The 17,959-nt window shown below is 68.3% G+C and carries 16 protein-coding genes; 9 read left to right on the forward strand and 7 right to left on the reverse strand.

All coding sequences use genetic code 11. The features are described 5' to 3' along the window. The first annotated feature begins 404 nt into the window (after positions 1–404). The 3 genes from KR541_RS15090 (at position 405) to KR541_RS15100 (ending at position 2,562) form a co-directional block, all read left to right on the forward strand. Positions 405–1,325: a biotin--[acetyl-CoA-carboxylase] ligase gene (locus tag KR541_RS15090; RefSeq protein WP_050018164.1), complete on the forward strand. Its 921-nt coding sequence runs from the start codon at positions 405–407 to the stop codon at positions 1,323–1,325. Continuing rightward, entirely contained in the window at positions 1,322–2,122 is an 801-nt protein-coding gene (locus KR541_RS15095) for a type III pantothenate kinase (RefSeq protein ID WP_050018165.1), read from the forward strand. The genes KR541_RS15090 and KR541_RS15095 overlap by 4 nt, the downstream gene beginning before the upstream one ends. Positions 2,123–2,319: 197 nt before the next feature. Then, positions 2,320–2,562 (forward strand): hypothetical protein, encoded by a 243-nt coding sequence (locus KR541_RS15100; protein ID WP_050018166.1) that lies wholly within the window; start codon positions 2,320–2,322, stop codon positions 2,560–2,562. 16 nt (positions 2,563–2,578) lie between these two features. Here KR541_RS15100 and rfaE2 read toward each other — a convergent pair whose 3' ends face one another. The 6 genes from rfaE2 to KR541_RS15130 form a co-directional block, all read right to left on the reverse strand. After that, the gene (gene rfaE2 / locus KR541_RS15105; protein ID WP_012329309.1) at positions 2,579–3,064 is read right to left on the reverse strand and encodes a D-glycero-beta-D-manno-heptose 1-phosphate adenylyltransferase; all 486 of its coding nucleotides are present in this window, start codon (positions 3,062–3,064) and stop codon (positions 2,579–2,581) included. Positions 3,065–3,235: 171 nt separating this feature from the next. Then, positions 3,236–4,114, reverse strand: coding sequence for a ferritin family protein (locus tag KR541_RS15110; protein WP_011353352.1), 879 nt, complete (start codon positions 4,112–4,114; stop codon positions 3,236–3,238). Positions 4,115–4,580: 466 nt separating this feature from the next. Beyond that, positions 4,581–5,807, reverse strand: a complete 1,227-nt coding sequence (locus tag KR541_RS15115; RefSeq protein ID WP_050017804.1) for a patatin-like phospholipase family protein — start codon at positions 5,805–5,807, stop codon at positions 4,581–4,583. A 24-nt stretch (positions 5,808–5,831) separates the two neighbouring features. Continuing rightward, positions 5,832–6,572, reverse strand: a complete 741-nt coding sequence (locus KR541_RS15120) for a PhaM family polyhydroxyalkanoate granule multifunctional regulatory protein (protein ID WP_204383435.1) — start codon at positions 6,570–6,572, stop codon at positions 5,832–5,834. Positions 6,573–6,653: 81 nt separating this feature from the next. Further along, positions 6,654–7,481 carry an enoyl-CoA hydratase/isomerase family protein gene (locus tag KR541_RS15125; protein WP_089488857.1) on the reverse strand — a complete coding sequence of 276 codons (828 nt, stop codon included), beginning with the start codon at positions 7,479–7,481 and terminating at the stop codon, positions 6,654–6,656. Positions 7,482–7,621: 140 nt separating this feature from the next. Further along, on the reverse strand, positions 7,622–8,614 hold the full coding sequence (locus KR541_RS15130) for a fumarylacetoacetate hydrolase family protein (RefSeq protein ID WP_050017801.1): 993 nt from the start codon (positions 8,612–8,614) through the stop codon (positions 7,622–7,624). Between the two features lie 129 nt (positions 8,615–8,743). Between KR541_RS15130 and KR541_RS15135 the strand changes: the two genes are divergently transcribed. The 5 genes from KR541_RS15135 to metH all read left to right on the forward strand — a co-directional run bounded on the left by KR541_RS15135 (position 8,744) and on the right by metH (position 15,509). Beyond that, complete coding sequence (locus KR541_RS15135; RefSeq protein WP_050017800.1) at positions 8,744–9,610, forward strand: IclR family transcriptional regulator; 867 nt, start codon at positions 8,744–8,746, stop codon at positions 9,608–9,610. A 113-nt stretch (positions 9,611–9,723) separates the two neighbouring features. Continuing rightward, positions 9,724–10,974, forward strand: a complete 1,251-nt coding sequence (locus KR541_RS15140) for a DUF3108 domain-containing protein (protein WP_050017799.1) — start codon at positions 9,724–9,726, stop codon at positions 10,972–10,974. A 247-nt stretch (positions 10,975–11,221) separates the two neighbouring features. Further along, on the forward strand, positions 11,222–11,479 hold the full coding sequence (locus KR541_RS15145; protein WP_006477667.1) for a BTH_I0359 family protein: 258 nt from the start codon (positions 11,222–11,224) through the stop codon (positions 11,477–11,479). A 203-nt stretch (positions 11,480–11,682) separates the two neighbouring features. Continuing rightward, positions 11,683–12,750, forward strand: coding sequence for a homocysteine S-methyltransferase family protein (locus KR541_RS15150; protein ID WP_050017798.1), 1,068 nt, complete (start codon positions 11,683–11,685; stop codon positions 12,748–12,750). Positions 12,751–12,791: 41 nt separating this feature from the next. Next, positions 12,792–15,509 carry a methionine synthase gene (gene metH / locus KR541_RS15155; RefSeq protein WP_050017797.1) on the forward strand — a complete coding sequence of 906 codons (2,718 nt, stop codon included), beginning with the start codon at positions 12,792–12,794 and terminating at the stop codon, positions 15,507–15,509. A gap of 94 nt (positions 15,510–15,603) precedes the next feature. Here the strand turns inward: metH and KR541_RS15160 are convergent, their stop codons facing one another. Next, entirely contained in the window at positions 15,604–15,927 is a 324-nt protein-coding gene (locus tag KR541_RS15160; RefSeq protein WP_006489103.1) for a DUF1840 domain-containing protein, read from the reverse strand. Between the two features lie 200 nt (positions 15,928–16,127). On the opposite strand from KR541_RS15160, the gene argS reads away from it, so the two are divergent. Further along, complete coding sequence (gene argS / locus KR541_RS15165) at positions 16,128–17,909, forward strand: arginine--tRNA ligase (RefSeq protein WP_050017796.1); 1,782 nt, start codon at positions 16,128–16,130, stop codon at positions 17,907–17,909. The last annotated feature ends 50 nt before the right edge of the window (positions 17,910–17,959 follow it).

Consider the following 17,959-nt stretch of genomic DNA (forward strand, 5'->3'; position numbering starts at 1 on the left):
AGCCGCATACCGGCCGCCACTAGCCATCAACCGGCCGACAACAGCCAACGAAGACTCGAGTAACCATTGCTGGCCATCATTCATCCGGATTCCCTCTCGTCGCTATCAGCGCAAATCTCATCGCACCAAAATGCACGACCGGCACAAGGAAATCCATCATACGAATTCGAAATCCCGATCAATCGATATCGGTCGACGACGTTTCGTCAATCGATCAACCGGAATGTCGGCGCTACATTGATTCCAGCTCATATGCACGCGACTACCTGCGTGCCACTTCTCCCGATTCGGTACGAGCACATTCGCGCGAAGCGTCGCACATCAATCGGCCCCTGCCGCCCGAGGAAATGACCGTCGCCCCACTTGCCGACGCGCCCACGCCCCCTGTCGCTACAATAGGCGCCATGAACGCCCCCACCTCCTCCGACACGCCCGATTCCGGCGACGCGCACATCGCGCGCAACCGGCTCGAGGCGCACCTGGACGCCGCGCCGCGTGCGTGGCCGCTCGACATCGTCGCCGCCACCGGCTCGACCAACGCCGACGTCGCGACGCGGCTCAAGGCGCTGCCGCGCAAGGCGAACGCGCTGCCCGCGCCGCTCGTACGCGTCGCGTTCGAACAGACGGCCGGCCGCGGCCGGCAGGGCCGCCCGTGGTTCGCGCAGCCCGGCAATGCGCTGCTGTGCTCGGTCGGCTGCATCGTGCCGCGCGCCGTCGATGCGCTCGGCGGCCTCAGCATCGCGATCGGCGTCGCGCTCGCCGAAGGGCTGGCCACGCTGCCGCTCGACGCCCGCATGCGCGTCGCGCTCAAATGGCCGAACGACCTGCTGCTGACGGCCGACGACGACGGCGCGCCGCGCATCGTCGGCAAGCTCGCCGGGATCCTGATCGAAACCGTCTGGACCACCGCCGACGCCACCGCCGTCGTGATCGGCTTCGGCATCAACGTGCGCGGCGCAGAAGCCGTCGCCGCGCAGGTCGACGCGCTGCGCGCGCGCGAAGCCACGCTCGCGAGCGGGCTACCGCCCGCCGCGCTGTCGATCGCGTGCGCGTCGGCGAACCTCACCGATACGCTCGCCGCGTCGCTGAACGCGCTCACGCCCGCGCTCGCGCAGTTCGGCACCGACGGCCTCGCACCGTTCCTGCCACGCTGGCACGCACTGCACGCGTACGCGGGCCGCGAAGTCGTGCTGCTCGAACAGGGCGTCGAACGCGCGCGCGGCATCGCGACGGGCATCGACACGACCGGGCAGCTGCTGCTCGACACGCCGAGCGGCGTACAAACGATCGCAGCCGGCGACGTATCGCTGCGCGAAGCGCAATGAGCGAACCGCACCTGCTGATCGACGCCGGCAACAGCCGGATCAAGTGGGCGCTCACCGACGCGCGGCGCACGCTCGTCGACACGGGTGCGTTCGGCCACACGCGCGACGGCGGCGCCGATCCCGACTGGTCGATGCTGCCGCGACCGCGCGGCGCGTGGATCTCGAACGTCGCGGGCGCCGACGTGGCCGCACGGCTCGACGCGCTGCTCGACGCGCGCTGGCCGGGCGTGCCGCGCACGACGATCCGCTCGCGCCCCGCGCAATGCGGCGTGACGAACGGCTATACGACGCCCGACCAACTCGGCAGCGACCGGTGGGCCGGCCTAATCGGCGCGCATGCGGCGTTTCCGGGCGAGCATCTGCTGATCGCGACGTTCGGCACCGCGACGACGCTCGAGGCACTGCGCGCGGACGGCCGCTTCACCGGCGGCCTGATCGCGCCGGGCTGGGCGCTGATGATGCGCGCGCTCGGCACGCACACCGCGCAGTTGCCGACGCTGACCACCGATATCGCCAGCGGCCTGCTTGCGGGCGCGCAGGCCGAACCGTTCCAGGTCGATACGCCGCGCTCGTTGTCGGCCGGCTGCCTGTACGCACAGGCCGGGCTGATCGAACGCGCGTGGCGCGATCTCGTCGCCGCGTGGCAGGCGCCGGTGCGGCTCGTGCTGGCCGGCGGTGCGGCGGACGACGTCGCGCGTGCGCTGACGGTCCCGCATACGCGGCATGACACGCTGATCCTGTCCGGGCTCGCGCTGATCGCAACGGACGCGGCCGGCCCGGCGACGGCGCAGGATTGATGTAAAGGCGCCGGCATCCCGGCGGCGCGTGGCGACGCAGACCGAAGCGGGCCCACGTCACGCCGACGATGCAATACGCGCGGTGCCGCACCAGCGGCCCGCACGCATGGTCGACAGAAGCCATGAAAGAAGCCGGCCATGCGGCCGGCTCGACTGAACGACGTCAACCACGTCGATGACGACAAGGAGTTTCGACGATGCTGCGCTGGCTGATCGCTGTTCTCTTTCTCGCCAACATGCTCGCGTTCGTGGTGGCGCGCGGCGTGTTCGGGCCGCTGCCGGCGGCCGGCCCGCGCGAGCCCGGCGTGCTGTCGCGGCAGGTGCAGCCCGACGCATTGCGCGTGACCCCGCTCGCGCGGGCAACCGACCAGCCCGTCGTCGGCGGCCCGATCGCCGCGCCGGCCGTCACGACCGCACCGCTCGCGGCATCGACCCCGTGACGGCGCCGGGCCGCGCTCAGGACTGTTGCGCGCGCACCTTCTTCAGCAACGCAGTGGTCGAGCGGTCGTGCTCGAACGGAATCGCGAGCGCCCGGCCGCCCCAGCCGCGCACGAGCGCGGATTCCGGCAGCGCGTCCATGTCGTAATCGCCGCCCTTCACGAGGATGTCCGGACGGACGGCCTCGATCAGCGACACGGGCGTCTTTTCCCCGAACGTCACGACCCAGTCGACGCTTTCCAGCGCCGCCAGCAATGCCGCACGATCCTCTTCGCGGTTGATCGGCCGGTCGTCGCCCTTGCCGAGCATGCGCACCGACGCATCGCTGTTCACGCCGACGATCAGGCACGCGCCGAGCGCTTTCGCATCGGCGAGATACGTGACGTGACCGCGATGCAGGATGTCGAACACGCCGTTGGTGAACACGACGGGCGACGGCAGCGACGCGCGCAGTGCAACGAGGGCATCACGGGTGATCAGCTTGCGTTCGAAGGTGGCGGACATGATGGAGATCGGACGGAATGAACGACGGCGCGCGCGACGGCGGCGCCCGATAAAAAGCCCGCCGGACCGGCCGGGCGGGCTTCATGCAACGAACGCGACACGGTGTGCCGTGAGCCGCGCGCGAATCGGGTGCGAATCGGACCCGACTTGCGCCGGCGGCGCCGGCCAGCCTCAGGCCGGCTGCGCGGCCGACGACGGGCCGCTTTCGGCCTGCAGGCGACCGGTGACTTCCTTGCGGTAGCGGTTCAGTTCCTGCGCGGTCGCGAACGTGCGCTCGAACAGGATCGACAGGTTGTGCAGGATCCGCTCGACGACCTTCTTCTCCCACTCGCCGTCGAAACGGATCTGCTCGTCGAGCCAGCGCTCGAGCCATTCCGGATCGGGCAGGCGCGACTGCACGGTGTCGCGCGGGAACAGCGCCTGGTTCACGTGCAGGTTGGTCGGGTGCAGCGGCTTCTCGGTGCGGCGCGCCGACGCCATCAGCACGCCGATCTTCGCGAATGCGGCGCGGGCGACGTCGCCGCAGTTGTTCAGCGCTTTCTTCATATAGCGCAGGTACGCGCCGCCGTGACGCGCTTCATCGCGCGAAATCGTTTCGTAGATCTGCTTGATGACGGGCTCGGTGTGCCAGTCGGCCGCGCAACGGTACCAGTGGTTCAGGCGGATTTCGCCGCAGAAGTGCAGCATCAGCGTCTCGAGCGGCGGCGCCGGATCGAACTGGAAGCGCACCGCGTGCAGTTCCTCTTCGGTCGGCACCATCTCCGGCTTGAAGCGGCGCAGGTATTCCATCAGCACGAGCGAATGCTTCTGCTCCTCGAAGAACCACACGCTCATGAACGCGGAAAAATCGCTGTCGTGCTGGTTGTCGCGCAGGAACATCTCCGTCGCGGGCAGCGCCGACCATTCGGTGATCGCGTTCATCTTGATCGTCTTCGCCTGCTCGTCGGTGAGCAGCGAAGCGTCGAACTTGTCCCACGGAATGTCCTTCTCCATGTCCCAGCGGACAGCTTCGAGCGACCTGTAAAGTTCCGGATAAAGCATGGTGTTCATGATGGTCCCACCCCTGTTCTGCGCAATGCGACTTCTCTAAACGTGACTGTTGCCGCGCAAGCGCGCCACGCGCGCTTTTTGCAGCCAAGACTGTAATTTTACGCGGGAAACCGGCCCGCCGGACGTCGATTCCTCGTCCGGCAGCCAGGCGGCCGCGTTGCCGCCGTTGGGCATGCCGCAACCCGCTCCGTTCGGACGAAGCCGGCCGCGCTTGCCTGAGTGGGGGCCGGCGCTGGCCGGCTCGTTGGCGCGCCCGTCCCCTGCCCCAGGCGGGTTCCCCGAAAGGTCCCCGTGCGGATGCCGGATCGGCGGGCTGCTCGATATGGTGTATACAGCGGCGGCCATGATAGCACGCGTGCATGACGGTTCCGAGACGCCCGGCCGGTCGCGCGCCGCCTACCTCGGTGCGGCGATCGGTCGCGGCCCACCGTCGCGAAAACGCAACCTTACAGTGCGCCTTCGCGTGTCAGACCCGTATTTCGCCGGTCGCGAGGCCGTCTTCCGGCGGCGTGCCGGCCGCCGGCGCGCTGCCGCCGTCCGCCCCGGCAATCCAGCCGGCGAGCGTCTCCCGCTGGGCCCGGCCGTCGCGGTAGCCGAGCTCGATCAGCTCGCGCGTGAACGCTTCCTCGAACAGCAGGTAGCTGGCGAACGATGCGCCGGTCGGCTGGCTGCCGCCGATCGCGCCGAGCAGCCCGCGCATCGTCGCCGGCATCTGCTTCAGGTGTTTCGCGGCGATCAGCTCGATGCGCTCGGACGGCGCGATCGCGAGCACGTCGACGTGCCGCCAGCCGCTGTCGATCTCGACCTGGTGCGGCAGGTGCTCGATCATCTGGTTGATGTGCTCGATCCGTTCGATGTCCGAGCCGATCGAGTCGAGAAACACGCTCGCGAGCACCTGCTGGCCGATCTGCGCGAGCGTCGGGTAGCCACGGGCCCGTCCCGTGCCGTTCGCGGCCGGGATCTCGGGCCGCGGATCGGCCGCACCGACGACGACGATCCGGTCCGCGCCGAAGTGGATCGCCGGCGACAGCGGCGCGATCTGCCGGATCGAGCCGTCGCCGAAGTACTCGACCTGTCCGTCGAGCACGAGCGGCACGGCGGGAAACACGAACGGAATGGCCGACGACGCGAGCAGGTGCGACGCCGACAGGTCGACGAGCCGCGCGGTGCGCTGCGCGCGCCGCCACGCCTGGATCGGCTCGGCGGCCTGGTAGAACGTGAGGTGCCGGCCGCTCGAATAGCTGAGCGCGGTGACCGCGAGCGCGTGCAGCAGACGCGCCTCGAGCATCTGCTCGATCCGGTGGAAGCTCAGCTCGCGCTGCAGCAGGTGCGCAAGCGGCGTGTTGTCGAGCAGCCCGCGCGGCGAGCGGCGGGCCGCCCAGCCGAACGTCATCGTCGCGAGCCAGCGCGCGCCGGCGCCCGCGATGCCGAGCCAGTCGGTGCGATACACGTAATCGGCGCGCAGCGGCTCCCAGAATTCGAGCAGGCGCCGCACGCCGTGGGAAAAGTCGTCCGCGTGGCTCGCGATCGACGTCGCGTTGATCGCGCCGGCCGACGAACCGCAGATCACCGCGAACGGCACCGTATGCCGCTGCGGATCGGCCTCGCGCGCGATTTCGGCCAGCGCCTTCAGCACGCCGACCTGGTATGCGGCGCGCGCGCCGCCTCCCATCAGAACGAGCGCGAGTCGCATGATCGACCGCCTAGCTGCGCCGCATCACGTCGAGCGCTTCGGCGGACGCGTTTCGGGCGACGAAGCGGCCGCCGCGCGCGCCGCGGCCGAACCGGACGGCTTCGCGCGCTTCGCGGCGGGCTTGCGCGGCGCGGCCGCGGCGGACTTCGTCGCGGGCCCGGGCCCGGGCGCGGCGGCGGCCTCCGGCGGCGCGGCGTCCGGCGCCGCAGGCTGCATGCCCGGTTGCGCCATCGCGAGGCTCGCGAGCTGGTTGAATTGCGTCTGCAGCAGGTTCCACCAGCCGGACGGGTCGAACGGCTGCTGCGCGGGGTCGTCTTCCGCCGCATCGGCCGCATCGGCCGCGGGCGCGGCCTCGCCCGCTGACGCGGGTTTCGCGGCCTGCGCGGCGGCCACGGCCGCTTCCTCGGCCGCCGACATCGAGCTTTGCGCGAACGCGCCGAACGCGCGCAGCGTCGCGAGCGTCGCGCGCTGCACCTCGAGCGCCTGGATCGCGGACTGCAGCATCCCGAGATTGAGCTTCAGCCACTGCTCGACCGCGCGCAGATCGGTGATCCGCTTGTCGAGTTCCTCGACGTTCGTGAGCGGCGACATCATGTCGGACATGCTCGACAGCGACGGCGGCAGCCCGTGCGTGGCGCCCGGAAACGGCGCCATCCCGCCGAACGGCGACATCCGCATCATGTCCCACATCCGGTCCATCATGTCGGCGGGCTGGAACCCGGCAAAGCCGGCGAAAGGGTTGGCGCCGGAGGCATCGGTCGTCATACGGGCATCCTGGTTGACTGGGGGAACGAGGCGGCCGCCGAGCGTCGCGCAGCCGCGCGTGATTCGATCATAGCGCGCACGTCAGAACGGCGCGTCGCCGGGGAACGCGGGCGGGCGCCGTTCGCGCAGCGAGCGGATGCCTTCCTGCACGTCGGGCCCCGAAAAACCCATGAATTCGAGCGCGAGCGACGTATCGAAGGTCGGCCCGGCCGTGCGCAGCCAGTTGTTCAGCGCGTACTTGGTCCAGCGGATCGCCGACTGCGAACCGTGCGCGAGCCGCTCGGCCACTTCGTATGCCTTCGGCAGCAGGTCGGCCGGCGCGACCGCGAGCGAGACCAGCCCGATCCGCTCGGCCTCCTCGCCGCTCACGGGCTCGCACAGCATCAGGTAGTACTTCGCCTTCGCCATCCCGCACAGCAGCGGCCACACGATCGCCGCGTGGTCGCCGGCCGCGACGCCGAGCCGCGTATGGCCGTCGATGATGCGCGCATCCTTCGCGGCGATCGAGATGTCGGCGAGCAGCCCGGCGACGAGCCCCGCGCCGACGGCCGGCCCGTGCATCGCCGACACGATCGGCTTGCTGCAGTTGATCACGTTGTAGACGAGGTCGCGCGCCTCGCGCCACACGCGGGCGCGCACGTCGAAATCGTTCGCCATGTCCTCGACGAGCGCGAGATCGCCGCCCGCCGAAAAGCCCTTGCCTTCGCCGCGGATCACCGCGACGCGCGTGTCGGGATCGCGATCGACGTCGCGCCAGATGTCGGCGAGTTCGCGATGCATGCGCGCGTTCGCGGTCGCGAGGCCGCTGCGGTTCGCGCCCTCGCCGCTCATCACGATGTCGAGCACCCCATGGTCGCGGCGCGTCACCTTCAGTGCTTCGTAACCGCCGTACGCGGCGAGATCGGCCATCTGCTGCTCCTTGTTCGAGGTGCTCGAACGCTTGAATCGAGTGTAGCCAAGCCCGCGCGGTCAAACATCGGGCGAAACCCGGCGCGCGGGCCGAAGCCGGGGTTCGCCGTCGCGTCGCGTTGCGTTACGTACCGCGCCGCTTATGCCGCGCCGTCGGGCGGGGAAACCGACTGCTCGATCGCGCCGAAGATCGACTTGCCGGCCGCGTCGAACATCTCGATGCGCACGGTGTCGCCATGGCGCATGAACTCGGTCTGCGGCGCGCCGTGCTCGATCGTCTCGAGGCAGCGCTTCTCGGCGATGCAGCAGTAGCCGCGCTTCGCGTCCTTGTTCGATACCGTACCGGAGCCGACGATCGAGCCGGCGCGCAGGTTGCGTGTCTTCGCCGCGTGCGCGATCAACTGGCCGAAGTGGAACACCATGTCGGTGCCGGCGTCGGGCTGGCCGACCTTCTTGCCGTTCCAGTGGACGATCATCGGGCGGTGCACGCGGCCCTCGCGCCATTCGTCGCCGAGCTCGTCGGGCGTGACGGCGACCGGCGCGAACGCGGTGGCCGGCTTGCTCTGGAAGAAGCCGAAGCCCTTCGCGAGTTCGGCCGGAATCAGGTTGCGCAGCGACACGTCGTTCACGAGCGTGACGAGCCGCACGGCCTTCAGCGCGTCGTCGGGCGACGCGCTCATCGGCACGTCGCCGGTGATCACCGCGACTTCCGCCTCGAAATCGATGCCCCATTCCTCGGACGGGCATACGACGTCGTCGCGCGGCCCCAGGAAATCGTCGCTGCCGCCCTGGTACATCAGCGGATCGGTCCAGAACTCGGGCGGCATCTCGGCGCCGCGCGCGCGGCGCACGAGCTCGACGTGGTTCACGTACGCGGAGCCGTCGGCCCACTGGAACGCGCGCGGCAGCGGCGCCATGCAGTTGGCCGGATCGAACGCGAAGGAATTGCGCGCGCGGCCGTGGTTCAGCGCGTCGTACAGGTCGCGCAGCTGCGGCGCGTAGAACGCCCAGTCGTCGAGGACCCGCTGCAGCGTCGGCGCGATCGCATCGGCAATCGCCGCGGTGTGCAGGTCGCGCGACACGACGATCAGCTGGCCGTCGCGCGTGCCGTCCTTCAGCGAAGCAAGTTTCATAGGGAGGATCTGCCGTTGTAGTGACGATGGAGGGAATCTATTTTACGATGGTGAATCCCTGCGGCGCGCCATGATCGCGCACGCCGTTTTCGCCCCGTTTCCTGTCGCATTTTCGCGCACCCGTTGCCCATGCCCGCCAGCCCGCTCCCCGACGACGATCTCGTCGACTCCGATACCGACGACGCCGCTTCCGGCGAACACGGCGAGAAGGTCCGTTCCGGCATCCAGTCGATCGAGGTCGGCTTCCGCCTGCTCGACGTGCTGACGAGCGAGCCGCGCGCGATGATGCTGCGCGATCTCGCGCAGCGCGCGGGCATGAGCCCGGCGAAGGCGCACCGCTACCTGGTCAGCTTCTCGCGGCTCGGCGTCGTGTCGCAGGACCCCGTCTCGGGCCGCTACGAGCTCGGCGGCTTCGCGCTGCAGATGGGCCTCGCGCGGCTCGCACGCGTCGACGGCGTGAAGCTCGCGCGGATCGCGCTGACCGAATTCCGCGACCGTCTCGACCAGACGGTCGGCATCGCGGTATGGGGCAACCAGGGGCCGACGATCGTGCACTGGATGGAATCGAGCCATCCGGCGAAGGCGTCGCTGAAGCTCGGCGACGTGATGCCGCTGCTCGGCTCCGCGACGGGCCTGCTATTCGCCGCGTACCTGCCGCGCAGCAAGACCGCCGCGATGCTCGAGCGCGAACTCGCCGATACGCGCCGCTCGCCGCACCACGGCGGCCCGCGCACGCTCGACGAAGTCGACGCGGTGCTCGCCGACGTGCGCGAGCACCAGGCCGCGCGCGTCGAAGGGATGCTGCTGCCGACGATCCATGCGTTCTGCATGCCCGTGTTCGACGCAGTCGGCGAACTGGCGCTCGCGATCGTCGCGCTCGGCCAGGAAGGCTCGTTCGACATCGCGTGGGGCGGCGAGATCGACACCGCGCTGCGCGCATGCGCGCAGAAACTGTCTTACGAACTCGGCTATAGTCCCGACGCACGCGACGCCTGACACATCCGGTTCACGCGACGTCACGCCTCGCGAACGGGCAGCGCATCCGGCGGTCCGATTCCTGTGGCGCGCGCCGCGCGCCCGACGTCACCCACGCGCCCGACCCTGTTCCGATGCCCAACCAGCCTGCCGACCTTCGCCCGAGTCACGCCCTGCCCCGCCGCTGGCTGCGCGTGGGCGTCGCGCTGGTCGCCGTACTGGTACTGCACGCGCTTGCCGGATTCTGGCTGATGCGCAACCGCGAATCGTTCACGCCGCCGCCGTCCGCTGAGATCCCCGTGCAGATCGAACTGCTGAAACCGCAGCCGATCGAGCGCCAGCCTGCGCCACCGGAACCGAAGCCGGTCGAACGTCCGGCCGCACCCAAGGCTGCCGCGCCGGAGGCCGCCCCGCCGAAACCCGCGCCGTCGCACGAGCCGGTCCTCACCTCCACGCAAACGGCCGAGCACGGCGAACCGCCGGCGGCCGCCGCATCCGCGGCGAGCGGCGCATCGGGGGCTTCGGGCACGCAAGCCGCGTCGGCCGCGGGCACCAGCGCCGCGACGCCGGGGCCTGCCACGAGCGGCGTGAAGTTCGCCGCGCCGCCATCCGGCGACCTGCAATACGACACGTTCTACAACGGCATGCAGAACATGATCGGCACGATCCACTGGCGCACCGACGGGCACACGTACGACCTGTCGGTGTCGATGCCGGTGCCGTTCGTCGGCCCGTTCACCTATCGCAGCGAAGGCCGCATCGACGCGTTCGGCGTCGCGCCCGACCGTTACGTCGAGAAGCGCGGCAAGCGGCCGGAAGACATCGCGATCTTCAACCGCGAGATCCGGCAGGTGGTGTTCACGCGCACGCCGAACAACGCGCCGCTGCCCGACGGCGTGCAGGACCGCTTCAGCATGCTGATGCAGTTGTCGGGGCTGCTGCGCGGCAATCCCGCCGCCTACAAGCCTGGCGTCACGCAGCAGTTCTTCGTGATCGACAACAACAGTGGCGAGACCTGGCCGATCACCGTGATCGGCGACGAGCAGGTGCAGACGCAGGCCGGCATCGTCGGCGCGCGCCACTTCATGCGCCTGCCGCGCCGCGACGGCGACACGCGCCGCATCGACATGTGGCTCGCGCCGTCGCTCGGCTGGCTGCCCGCGCGGCTCGTGCAGACCGAGCCGAACGGTGCGCAGATCGAGCTGCTGTGGCACGGCCGCCTCGCCGCACCGAACGTGCCTGCCGATGCAGCGCCCGGCGGCGCAACGAACGCGCCCACCGCGGCGTCGACGCCCCATGCATCGCCTGCGCCGCCTGCGGAACCGGCGCCATCGACACCGCCCGCGACGATGCAACCACCGGCGGCGTCGACTGTCACACAGTGATAAACGCACATGAATCGGCAATTTCGACCGATTACAGTTTTTCCGGAAATGGCCGATGACATTCTTTAACAACTATTTCAGTCCACCGGCTCACAATGAGAAACGTTTGATAGACATCGGCTTCTAACCGATACACCCCACGCAAACGGGAGAACGGGGTGTGCAGCGCAAGCCCCTTGAAACCGGCAAGGCTTGCCCCACCTAGGGGACAACAAGGCCAGATGCCACTGCGAAGAGGAGTGCCGCCATGCAAATGATCTACAACAGCCCCAATTACTGCGTCGTCGAATTTGCGCCGCAGGCCGGCCATCACCTGATGAATGCCGGCGGATACGAAATCGTCGACAAGAACGCGCAGCGCGAAATCTTCATCGACGGCGAACTTGCCGAACGATTCCGCGCGCACGTGAAGCAGCTGATCGAGGATGAACCGTCGCTCGACGAGGTCGACGAATTCCTCGGACAATTCGACAGCCTGATGATGATGCCCGTCGTGCTGCACTGACGACTCGCGGCCCGGCGCGTCACGCGGCCGGGCCATTCGCCGCGCATCGATGCGGCGCCGCGTGCACTCCGATCCTGCCCCCGTCCGGCTCGCCGGCGGGGGCTTTCCTTTGGCGGCCCGTCCGGCCCATGCGGCGAGGGCCGACGACCGCTTGACGCACCGGCTACAATGACGGTTTTCCCGTCTTCGCCGATTTTCCGCCCATGTCCGCGACTCCTCTCGCCGCTTCCGTCCCGCTCGACGCGCGCTACACGCGCGGCGCCGCCCTGCCCGCGCTGCTGAAATCGCGCATCCTGATCCTCGACGGCGCGATGGGCACGATGATCCAGCGCTACAAGCTCGACGAAGCCGCGTATCGCGGCGAGCGCTTCAAGGATTTCCCGCGCGACATCAAGGGCAACAACGAGCTGCTGTCGCTCACGCAGCCGCAGATCATCCGCGAGATCCACGACCAGTACTTCGCGGCCGGCGCCGACATCGTCGAAACCAACACGTTCGGCGCGACGACCGTCGCCCAGGCCGACTACGGGATGGAAGCGCTCGTCGTCGAGATGAACGTCGAATCGGCGAAGCTTGCGCGCGAATCGGCCGCGAAATACGCGACGCCGACCAAGCCGCGCTTCGTCGCGGGCGCGATCGGACCGACGCCGAAGACGGCCAGCATCTCGCCGGACGTCAACGATCCGGGCGCACGCAACGTCACGTTCGACGAGCTGCGCACGTCGTACTACCAGCAGGCGAAGGCGCTGCTCGACGGCGGCGTCGACCTGTTCCTCGTCGAGACGATCTTCGACACGCTGAACGCGAAAGCCGCGCTGTTCGCGCTCGACGAACTGTTCGAGAACACCGGCGAGCGCCTGCCGATCATGATCTCGGGCACCGTCACCGATGCGTCGGGCCGGATCCTGTCGGGCCAGACGGTCGAGGCGTTCTGGAATTCGCTGCGTCACGCGAAGCCGCTCACGTTCGGGCTGAACTGCGCGCTCGGCGCGGCGCTGATGCGCCCGTACATCGCCGAGCTCGCGAAGCTGTGCGACACCTACGTGTCGTGCTACCCGAACGCGGGCCTGCCGAACCCGATGAGCGACACCGGTTTCGACGAAACGCCCGACGTCACGTCGGGCCTCTTGAAGGAATTCGCGCAGGCCGGGCTCGTGAACCTCGCGGGCGGCTGCTGCGGCACGACGCCCGAGCACATCGCCGAGATCGCGAAGGCGCTCGCCGACGTGAAGCCGCGCCGCTGGCCGAACCAGTACAGCGACAACGCCTGACCGACCGCCCCACGTCCATCATCAAAAGAATTCGCACCGCCATGACCGATCACATGATGCGCCTTGCCGGCCTCGAGCCGTTCAACGTCACGCCCGGGACGCTCTTCATCAACGTCGGCGAACGCACCAACGTCACCGGCTCGAAGGCGTTCGCACGGATGATCCTCAACGGCCAGTTCGACGAGGCGCTCGCCGTCGCGCGCCAGCAGGTAGAGAACGGCGCGCAGGTGATCGACATCAACATGGACGAGGCGATGCTCGACTCGAAGGCGGCGATGGTGCGCTTCCTGAACCTGATCGCGTCGGAGCCGGACATCGCGCGCGTGCCGATCATGATCGACTCGTCGAAGTGGGACGTGATCGAGGCCGGCCTCAAGTGCGTGCAGGGCAAGGCGATCGTGAACTCGATCTCGCTGAAGGAAGGCGAGGACGCGTTTCGCCACCACGCGAACCTGATCCGCCGCTACGGCGCGGCCGCGGTCGTGATGGCGTTCGACGAAACCGGCCAGGCCGATACGTACGCGCGCAAGACCGAGATCTGCAAGCGCTCGTACGACTTCCTCGTGAACGAAGTCGGCTTCCCGCCGGAAGACATCATCTTCGACCCGAACATCTTCGCGGTCGCGACCGGCATCGAGGAGCACAACAACTACGCGGTCGACTTCATCGAGGCGACCCGCTGGATCAAGCAGAACCTGCCGTTCGCGAAGGTGAGCGGCGGCGTGTCGAACGTGTCGTTCTCGTTCCGCGGCAACGACCCGGTGCGCGAGGCGATCCACACCGTGTTCCTGTACCACGCGATCCAGGCGGGGATGGACATGGGCATCGTGAACGCGGGCCAGCTCGGCGTGTACGCCGATCTCGACCCGGAGCTGCGCGAGCGCGTGGAAGACGTGATCCTGAACCGCCGCGACGATTCCACCGATCGTCTGCTCGAAATCGCCGACAAGTTCAAGGCGGGCGGCGCGAAGAAGGAAGAGAACCTCGAGTGGCGCAACCAGCCGGTCGAGAAGCGGCTTTCGCATGCGCTCGTGCACGGCATCACGACCTTCATCGTCGAGGATACCGAAGAAGTGCGCGCGAAGATCGCCGCGGCCGGCGGCCGTCCGATCAACGTGATCGAAGGGCCGCTGATGGACGGGATGAACATCGTCGGCGACCTGTTCGGCCAGGGCAAGATGTTCCTGCCGCAGGTCGTGAAGTCGGCGCGCGTGATGAAGCAGGCGGTCGCGCACCTGATCCCGTTCATCGAGGAAGAAAAGCGGCTGCTCGCGGAAGCGGGCGGCGACGTGCGCGCGAAGGGCAAGATCGTGATCGCGACCGTGAAGGGCGACGTGCACGACATCGGCAAGAACATCGTGTCGGTCGTGCTCCAGTGCAACAACTTCGAAGTCGTCAACATGGGCGTGATGGTCCCGTGCAACGAGATCCTCGCGAAGGCGAAGGTCGAGGGCGCGGACATCATCGGGCTGTCGGGCCTCATCACGCCGAGCCTCGAGGAAATGGCGTACGTCGCGTCCGAAATGCAGCGCGACGACTACTTCCGCGTGAAGAAGATTCCGCTGCTGATCGGCGGCGCGACGACGTCGCGCGTGCACACGGCCGTGAAGATCGCGCCGCACTACGAAGGCCCGGTCGTCTACGTGCCGGACGCGTCGCGCTCGGTGTCGGTCGCGTCGAACCTGCTGTCGGACGAAGGCGCGGCGAAGTATCTCGACGAGCTGAAGTCCGATTACGAACGCATTCGCGACCAGCACGCGAACCGCAAGGCGCAGCCGATGGTCACGCTCGCCGACGCGCGCGCGAACAAGACGAAGATCGACTGGGCCGGCTACCAGCCGGTGAAGCCGAAGTTCATCGGCCGCCGCGTGTTCAGGAACTACGACCTGAACGAACTCGCGAACTACATCGACTGGGGCCCGTTCTTCCAGACCTGGGATCTCGCGGGCCCGTACCCGGCGATCCTGAACGACGAGATCGTCGGCGAATCGGCGCGGCGCGTGTTCTCCGACGCGAAGTCGATGCTCGCGCGCCTGATCCAGGGCCGCTGGCTGACCGCGAACGGCGTGATCGCGCTGCTGCCGGCCAACACGGTCAACGACGACGACATCGAGATCTACAGCGACGAGTCGCGCTCGGAAGTGCTGCTCACGTGGCGCAATCTGCGCCAGCAGAGCGTGCGCCCGGTGGTCGACGGCGTGATGCGGCCGAACCGTTCGCTCGCCGATTTCATCGCGCCGAAGGAGTCGGGTGTGGCCGACTACATCGGGATGTTCGCGGTGACGGCCGGCCTCGGCGTCGACGTGAAGGAAAAGCAGTTCGAAGCCGATCACGACGACTACAGCGCGATCATGCTGAAGGCGCTCGCCGACCGCTTCGCGGAAGCGTTCGCCGAAGCGATGCACGCACGCGTGCGGCGCGAGCTGTGGGGCTATGCGAGCGGCGAGACGCTCGACAACGACGCGCTGATCGCCGAGAAGTATGCGGGCATCCGCCCGGCGCCCGGCTACCCGGCCTGCCCCGACCACCTCGTGAAGCGCGACATGTTCGACGTGCTGCACGCGGACGAGATCGGCATGAGCGTGACCGATTCGCTGGCGATGCTGCCGGCGGCGAGCGTGTCGGGCTTCTACCTCGCACATCCGGACAGCCGTTACTTCTCGGTCGGGAAAATCGGACAGGATCAGTTGGAGGACTACGCGCAACGTATGGCGCTGTCGCTCGACGACGCGCGCCGCGCGCTCGCGCCGCAGCTCTGATCGACGCAAATTTCATCAGACAAAAGAGAAAGCCCGCTCGAACGCGGGCTTTTTTCGTGTCGGGCGAACCGTTCGATCCGCCAGGCAAGGACGCTCAGAAGCCCCAGTGCACGTCGGCCTGGCCGGCCTTCGCTTCGCGCAGCATCGTCAGGAACGGCGCGACGCGCTGGGCCAGGCTCGGCGGCACTTCATGGTGCGCGTGGTCGGCTTCGTCCTCGTGGAAATGGCCGGCGTGCTCGGCGCGCTCCTGCTTCGCCTGCGCGACCGCGCCTTCCAGCTTGGCGATCGCGTGGTCCAGTTCGTCGTGCGTAATGACACCGCGCTCGCCCAGCTGCTTGCCGACGAGACCCAGCACATACACGGCGAAATCCTTCAGCACGTCGAGATCCTGTGCCGCCTTGCTCTTGAACGTAATCATGACAATTCCCTTTTCATCTTGTTGTGCCTGCGCGGCGCGGTTGGGGAACGCCGACAGACCGGCGTCCGGCCTCGCGGACGCGGACCGCCTGAGCGGCATATTAGCACCTGTTAAAATTCTGCGATCCCTGAAACGCGCGCTTAAAAAGCGCGCCGGCGGGCCCGCGTTTCCGGCCGCCACCAACGAAGCCTTCTACCAGCATGCTGCCAGCACACAAACAGACCCTCGAAGCCCTGCTCGCGGATAGCGTCAAGCAGGTCGCACACGCGCTGAAAGGCGCCGACGCGGCGTTCGTCGCCCCCGCCATCACGCTGGAGCGCCCGAAGGTCGCCGCGCACGGCGACGTCGCGTGCAACGTCGCGATGCAGCTCGCGAAGCCGCTCGGCGCGAACCCGCGCCAGCTCGCCGAGCAGATCGTCGCCGCACTGACCGCGCAGCCGGCCGCGCAAGGCCTCGTCGAAGCCGCCGAGATCGCCGGCCCCGGCTTCATCAACCTGCGCCTGTCGGCCGCCGCGAAACAGGCGGTGATCGCCGCCGTGTTCGACCAGGGCCGCGCGTTCGGCACGTCGGATCGCGAGAAAGGCAAGCAGGTGCTGCTCGAATTCGTGTCGGCCAACCCGACCGGCCCGCTGCACGTCGGCCACGGCCGCCAGGCCGCGCTCGGCGACGTGCTCGCGAACGTGATCGCGAGTCAGGGCTATGCGGTACACCGCGAGTTCTACTACAACGACGCGGGCGTGCAGATCGGCAACCTGGCGATCTCGACGCAGGCTCGCGCCCGCGGCCTGAAGCCGGGCGACGCGGGCTGGCCGGAAGCCGCGTACAACGGCGAGTACATCGCCGACATCGCGCGCGACTACCTGAACGGCGAAACGGTCGCCGCGTCGGACGGCGAGCCGGTGAAGGGCGCGGGCGACGTCGAGGATCTCGACGCGATCCGCAAGTTCGCGGTCACGTACCTGCGTCGCGAGCAGGACATGGACCTGCAGGCGTTCGGCGTGAAGTTCGACCAGTACTACCTCGAGTCGTCGCTGTACAGCGAAGGCCGCGTCGAGCAGACGGTCGACGCGCTGGTCAAGGCCGGCATGACCTACGAGCAGGACGGCGCGCTGTGGCTGCGCACGACCGACGAAGGCGACGACAAGGATCGCGTGATGCGCAAGTCGGACGGCACGTACACGTACTTCGTGCCGGACGTCGCGTACCACGTGACGAAGTGGGAGCGCGGCTTCACGAAGGTGATCAACATCCAGGGTTCGGACCACCACGGCACGATCGCGCGCGTGCGCGCCGGCCTGCAGGGGCTGCACATCGGGATCCCGAAAGGCTATCCCGACTACGTGCTGCACAAGATGGTCACGGTGATGCGCGACGGCCAGGAAGTGAAGATCTCGAAGCGCGCGGGCAGCTACGTGACGGTGCGCGACCTGATCGAATGGTCGGGCGGCGCGGCCGCGGGCCAGGAAGCGGCACCCGACCTGATCGACGAGGCGACCATCACGCGCGGCCGCGACGCGGTGCGTTTCTTCCTGATCTCGCGCAAGGCCGATACCGAGTTCGTGTTCGACATCGACCTCGCGCTGAAACAGAACGACGAAAACCCGGTCTATTACGTCCAGTACGCGCATGCGCGGATCTGCTCGGTGCTCAACGAACTGAAGTCGCGCTACAACGTCGACGTCGCGCAACTGCCGGGCGCCGACCTGTCGCAACTGACGAGCGCGCAAGCGGCGTCGCTGATGCAGAAGCTCGCCGAGTATCCGGACATGCTCACGCACGCGGCGAACGAGCTGGCGCCGCACGCGGTCGCGTTCTACTTGCGCGATCTCGCTGGCGAATTCCACTCGTTCTACAATGCGGAGCGCGTGCTGGTCGACGACGAAGCGCCGCGCAATGCGCGCGCCGCGCTGCTCGCCGCGACCCGGCAGGTGCTCGAGAACGGCCTGGCGGTGCTCGGCGTATCCGCGCCCGCCAAGATGTAAGGATGTCAGCGCGGCCCCGAACCGGGCCGCGAATGGCCGCGGCAGCACCG

It is taken from the genome of Burkholderia sola (assembly GCF_905400185.1).
Taxonomy (GTDB): domain Bacteria; phylum Pseudomonadota; class Gammaproteobacteria; order Burkholderiales; family Burkholderiaceae; genus Burkholderia; species Burkholderia sola.

Excerpts from the sequence above, each read along its gene's own strand:
- KR541_RS15090 (WP_050018164.1), top strand. The coding sequence starts at position 405 with ATGAACGCCCCCACCTCCTCCGACACGCCCGATTCCGGCGACGCGCAC.
- KR541_RS15095 (WP_050018165.1), top strand. The coding sequence starts at position 1,322 with ATGAGCGAACCGCACCTGCTGATCGACGCCGGCAACAGCCGGATCAAG.
- KR541_RS15100 (WP_050018166.1), top strand. The coding sequence starts at position 2,320 with ATGCTGCGCTGGCTGATCGCTGTTCTCTTTCTCGCCAACATGCTCGCG.
- rfaE2 (WP_012329309.1), bottom strand. The coding sequence starts at position 3,064 with ATGTCCGCCACCTTCGAACGCAAGCTGATCACCCGTGATGCCCTCGTT.
- KR541_RS15110 (WP_011353352.1), bottom strand. The coding sequence starts at position 4,114 with ATGAACACCATGCTTTATCCGGAACTTTACAGGTCGCTCGAAGCTGTC.
- KR541_RS15115 (WP_050017804.1), bottom strand. The coding sequence starts at position 5,807 with ATGCGACTCGCGCTCGTTCTGATGGGAGGCGGCGCGCGCGCCGCATAC.
- KR541_RS15120 (WP_204383435.1), bottom strand. The coding sequence starts at position 6,572 with ATGACGACCGATGCCTCCGGCGCCAACCCTTTCGCCGGCTTTGCCGGG.
- KR541_RS15125 (WP_089488857.1), bottom strand. The coding sequence starts at position 7,481 with ATGGCCGATCTCGCCGCGTACGGCGGTTACGAAGCACTGAAGGTGACG.
- KR541_RS15130 (WP_050017801.1), bottom strand. The coding sequence starts at position 8,614 with ATGAAACTTGCTTCGCTGAAGGACGGCACGCGCGACGGCCAGCTGATC.
- KR541_RS15135 (WP_050017800.1), top strand. The coding sequence starts at position 8,744 with ATGCCCGCCAGCCCGCTCCCCGACGACGATCTCGTCGACTCCGATACC.
- KR541_RS15140 (WP_050017799.1), top strand. The coding sequence starts at position 9,724 with ATGCCCAACCAGCCTGCCGACCTTCGCCCGAGTCACGCCCTGCCCCGC.
- KR541_RS15145 (WP_006477667.1), top strand. The coding sequence starts at position 11,222 with ATGCAAATGATCTACAACAGCCCCAATTACTGCGTCGTCGAATTTGCG.
- KR541_RS15150 (WP_050017798.1), top strand. The coding sequence starts at position 11,683 with ATGTCCGCGACTCCTCTCGCCGCTTCCGTCCCGCTCGACGCGCGCTAC.
- metH (WP_050017797.1), top strand. The coding sequence starts at position 12,792 with ATGACCGATCACATGATGCGCCTTGCCGGCCTCGAGCCGTTCAACGTC.
- KR541_RS15160 (WP_006489103.1), bottom strand. The coding sequence starts at position 15,927 with ATGATTACGTTCAAGAGCAAGGCGGCACAGGATCTCGACGTGCTGAAG.
- argS (WP_050017796.1), top strand. The coding sequence starts at position 16,128 with ATGCTGCCAGCACACAAACAGACCCTCGAAGCCCTGCTCGCGGATAGC.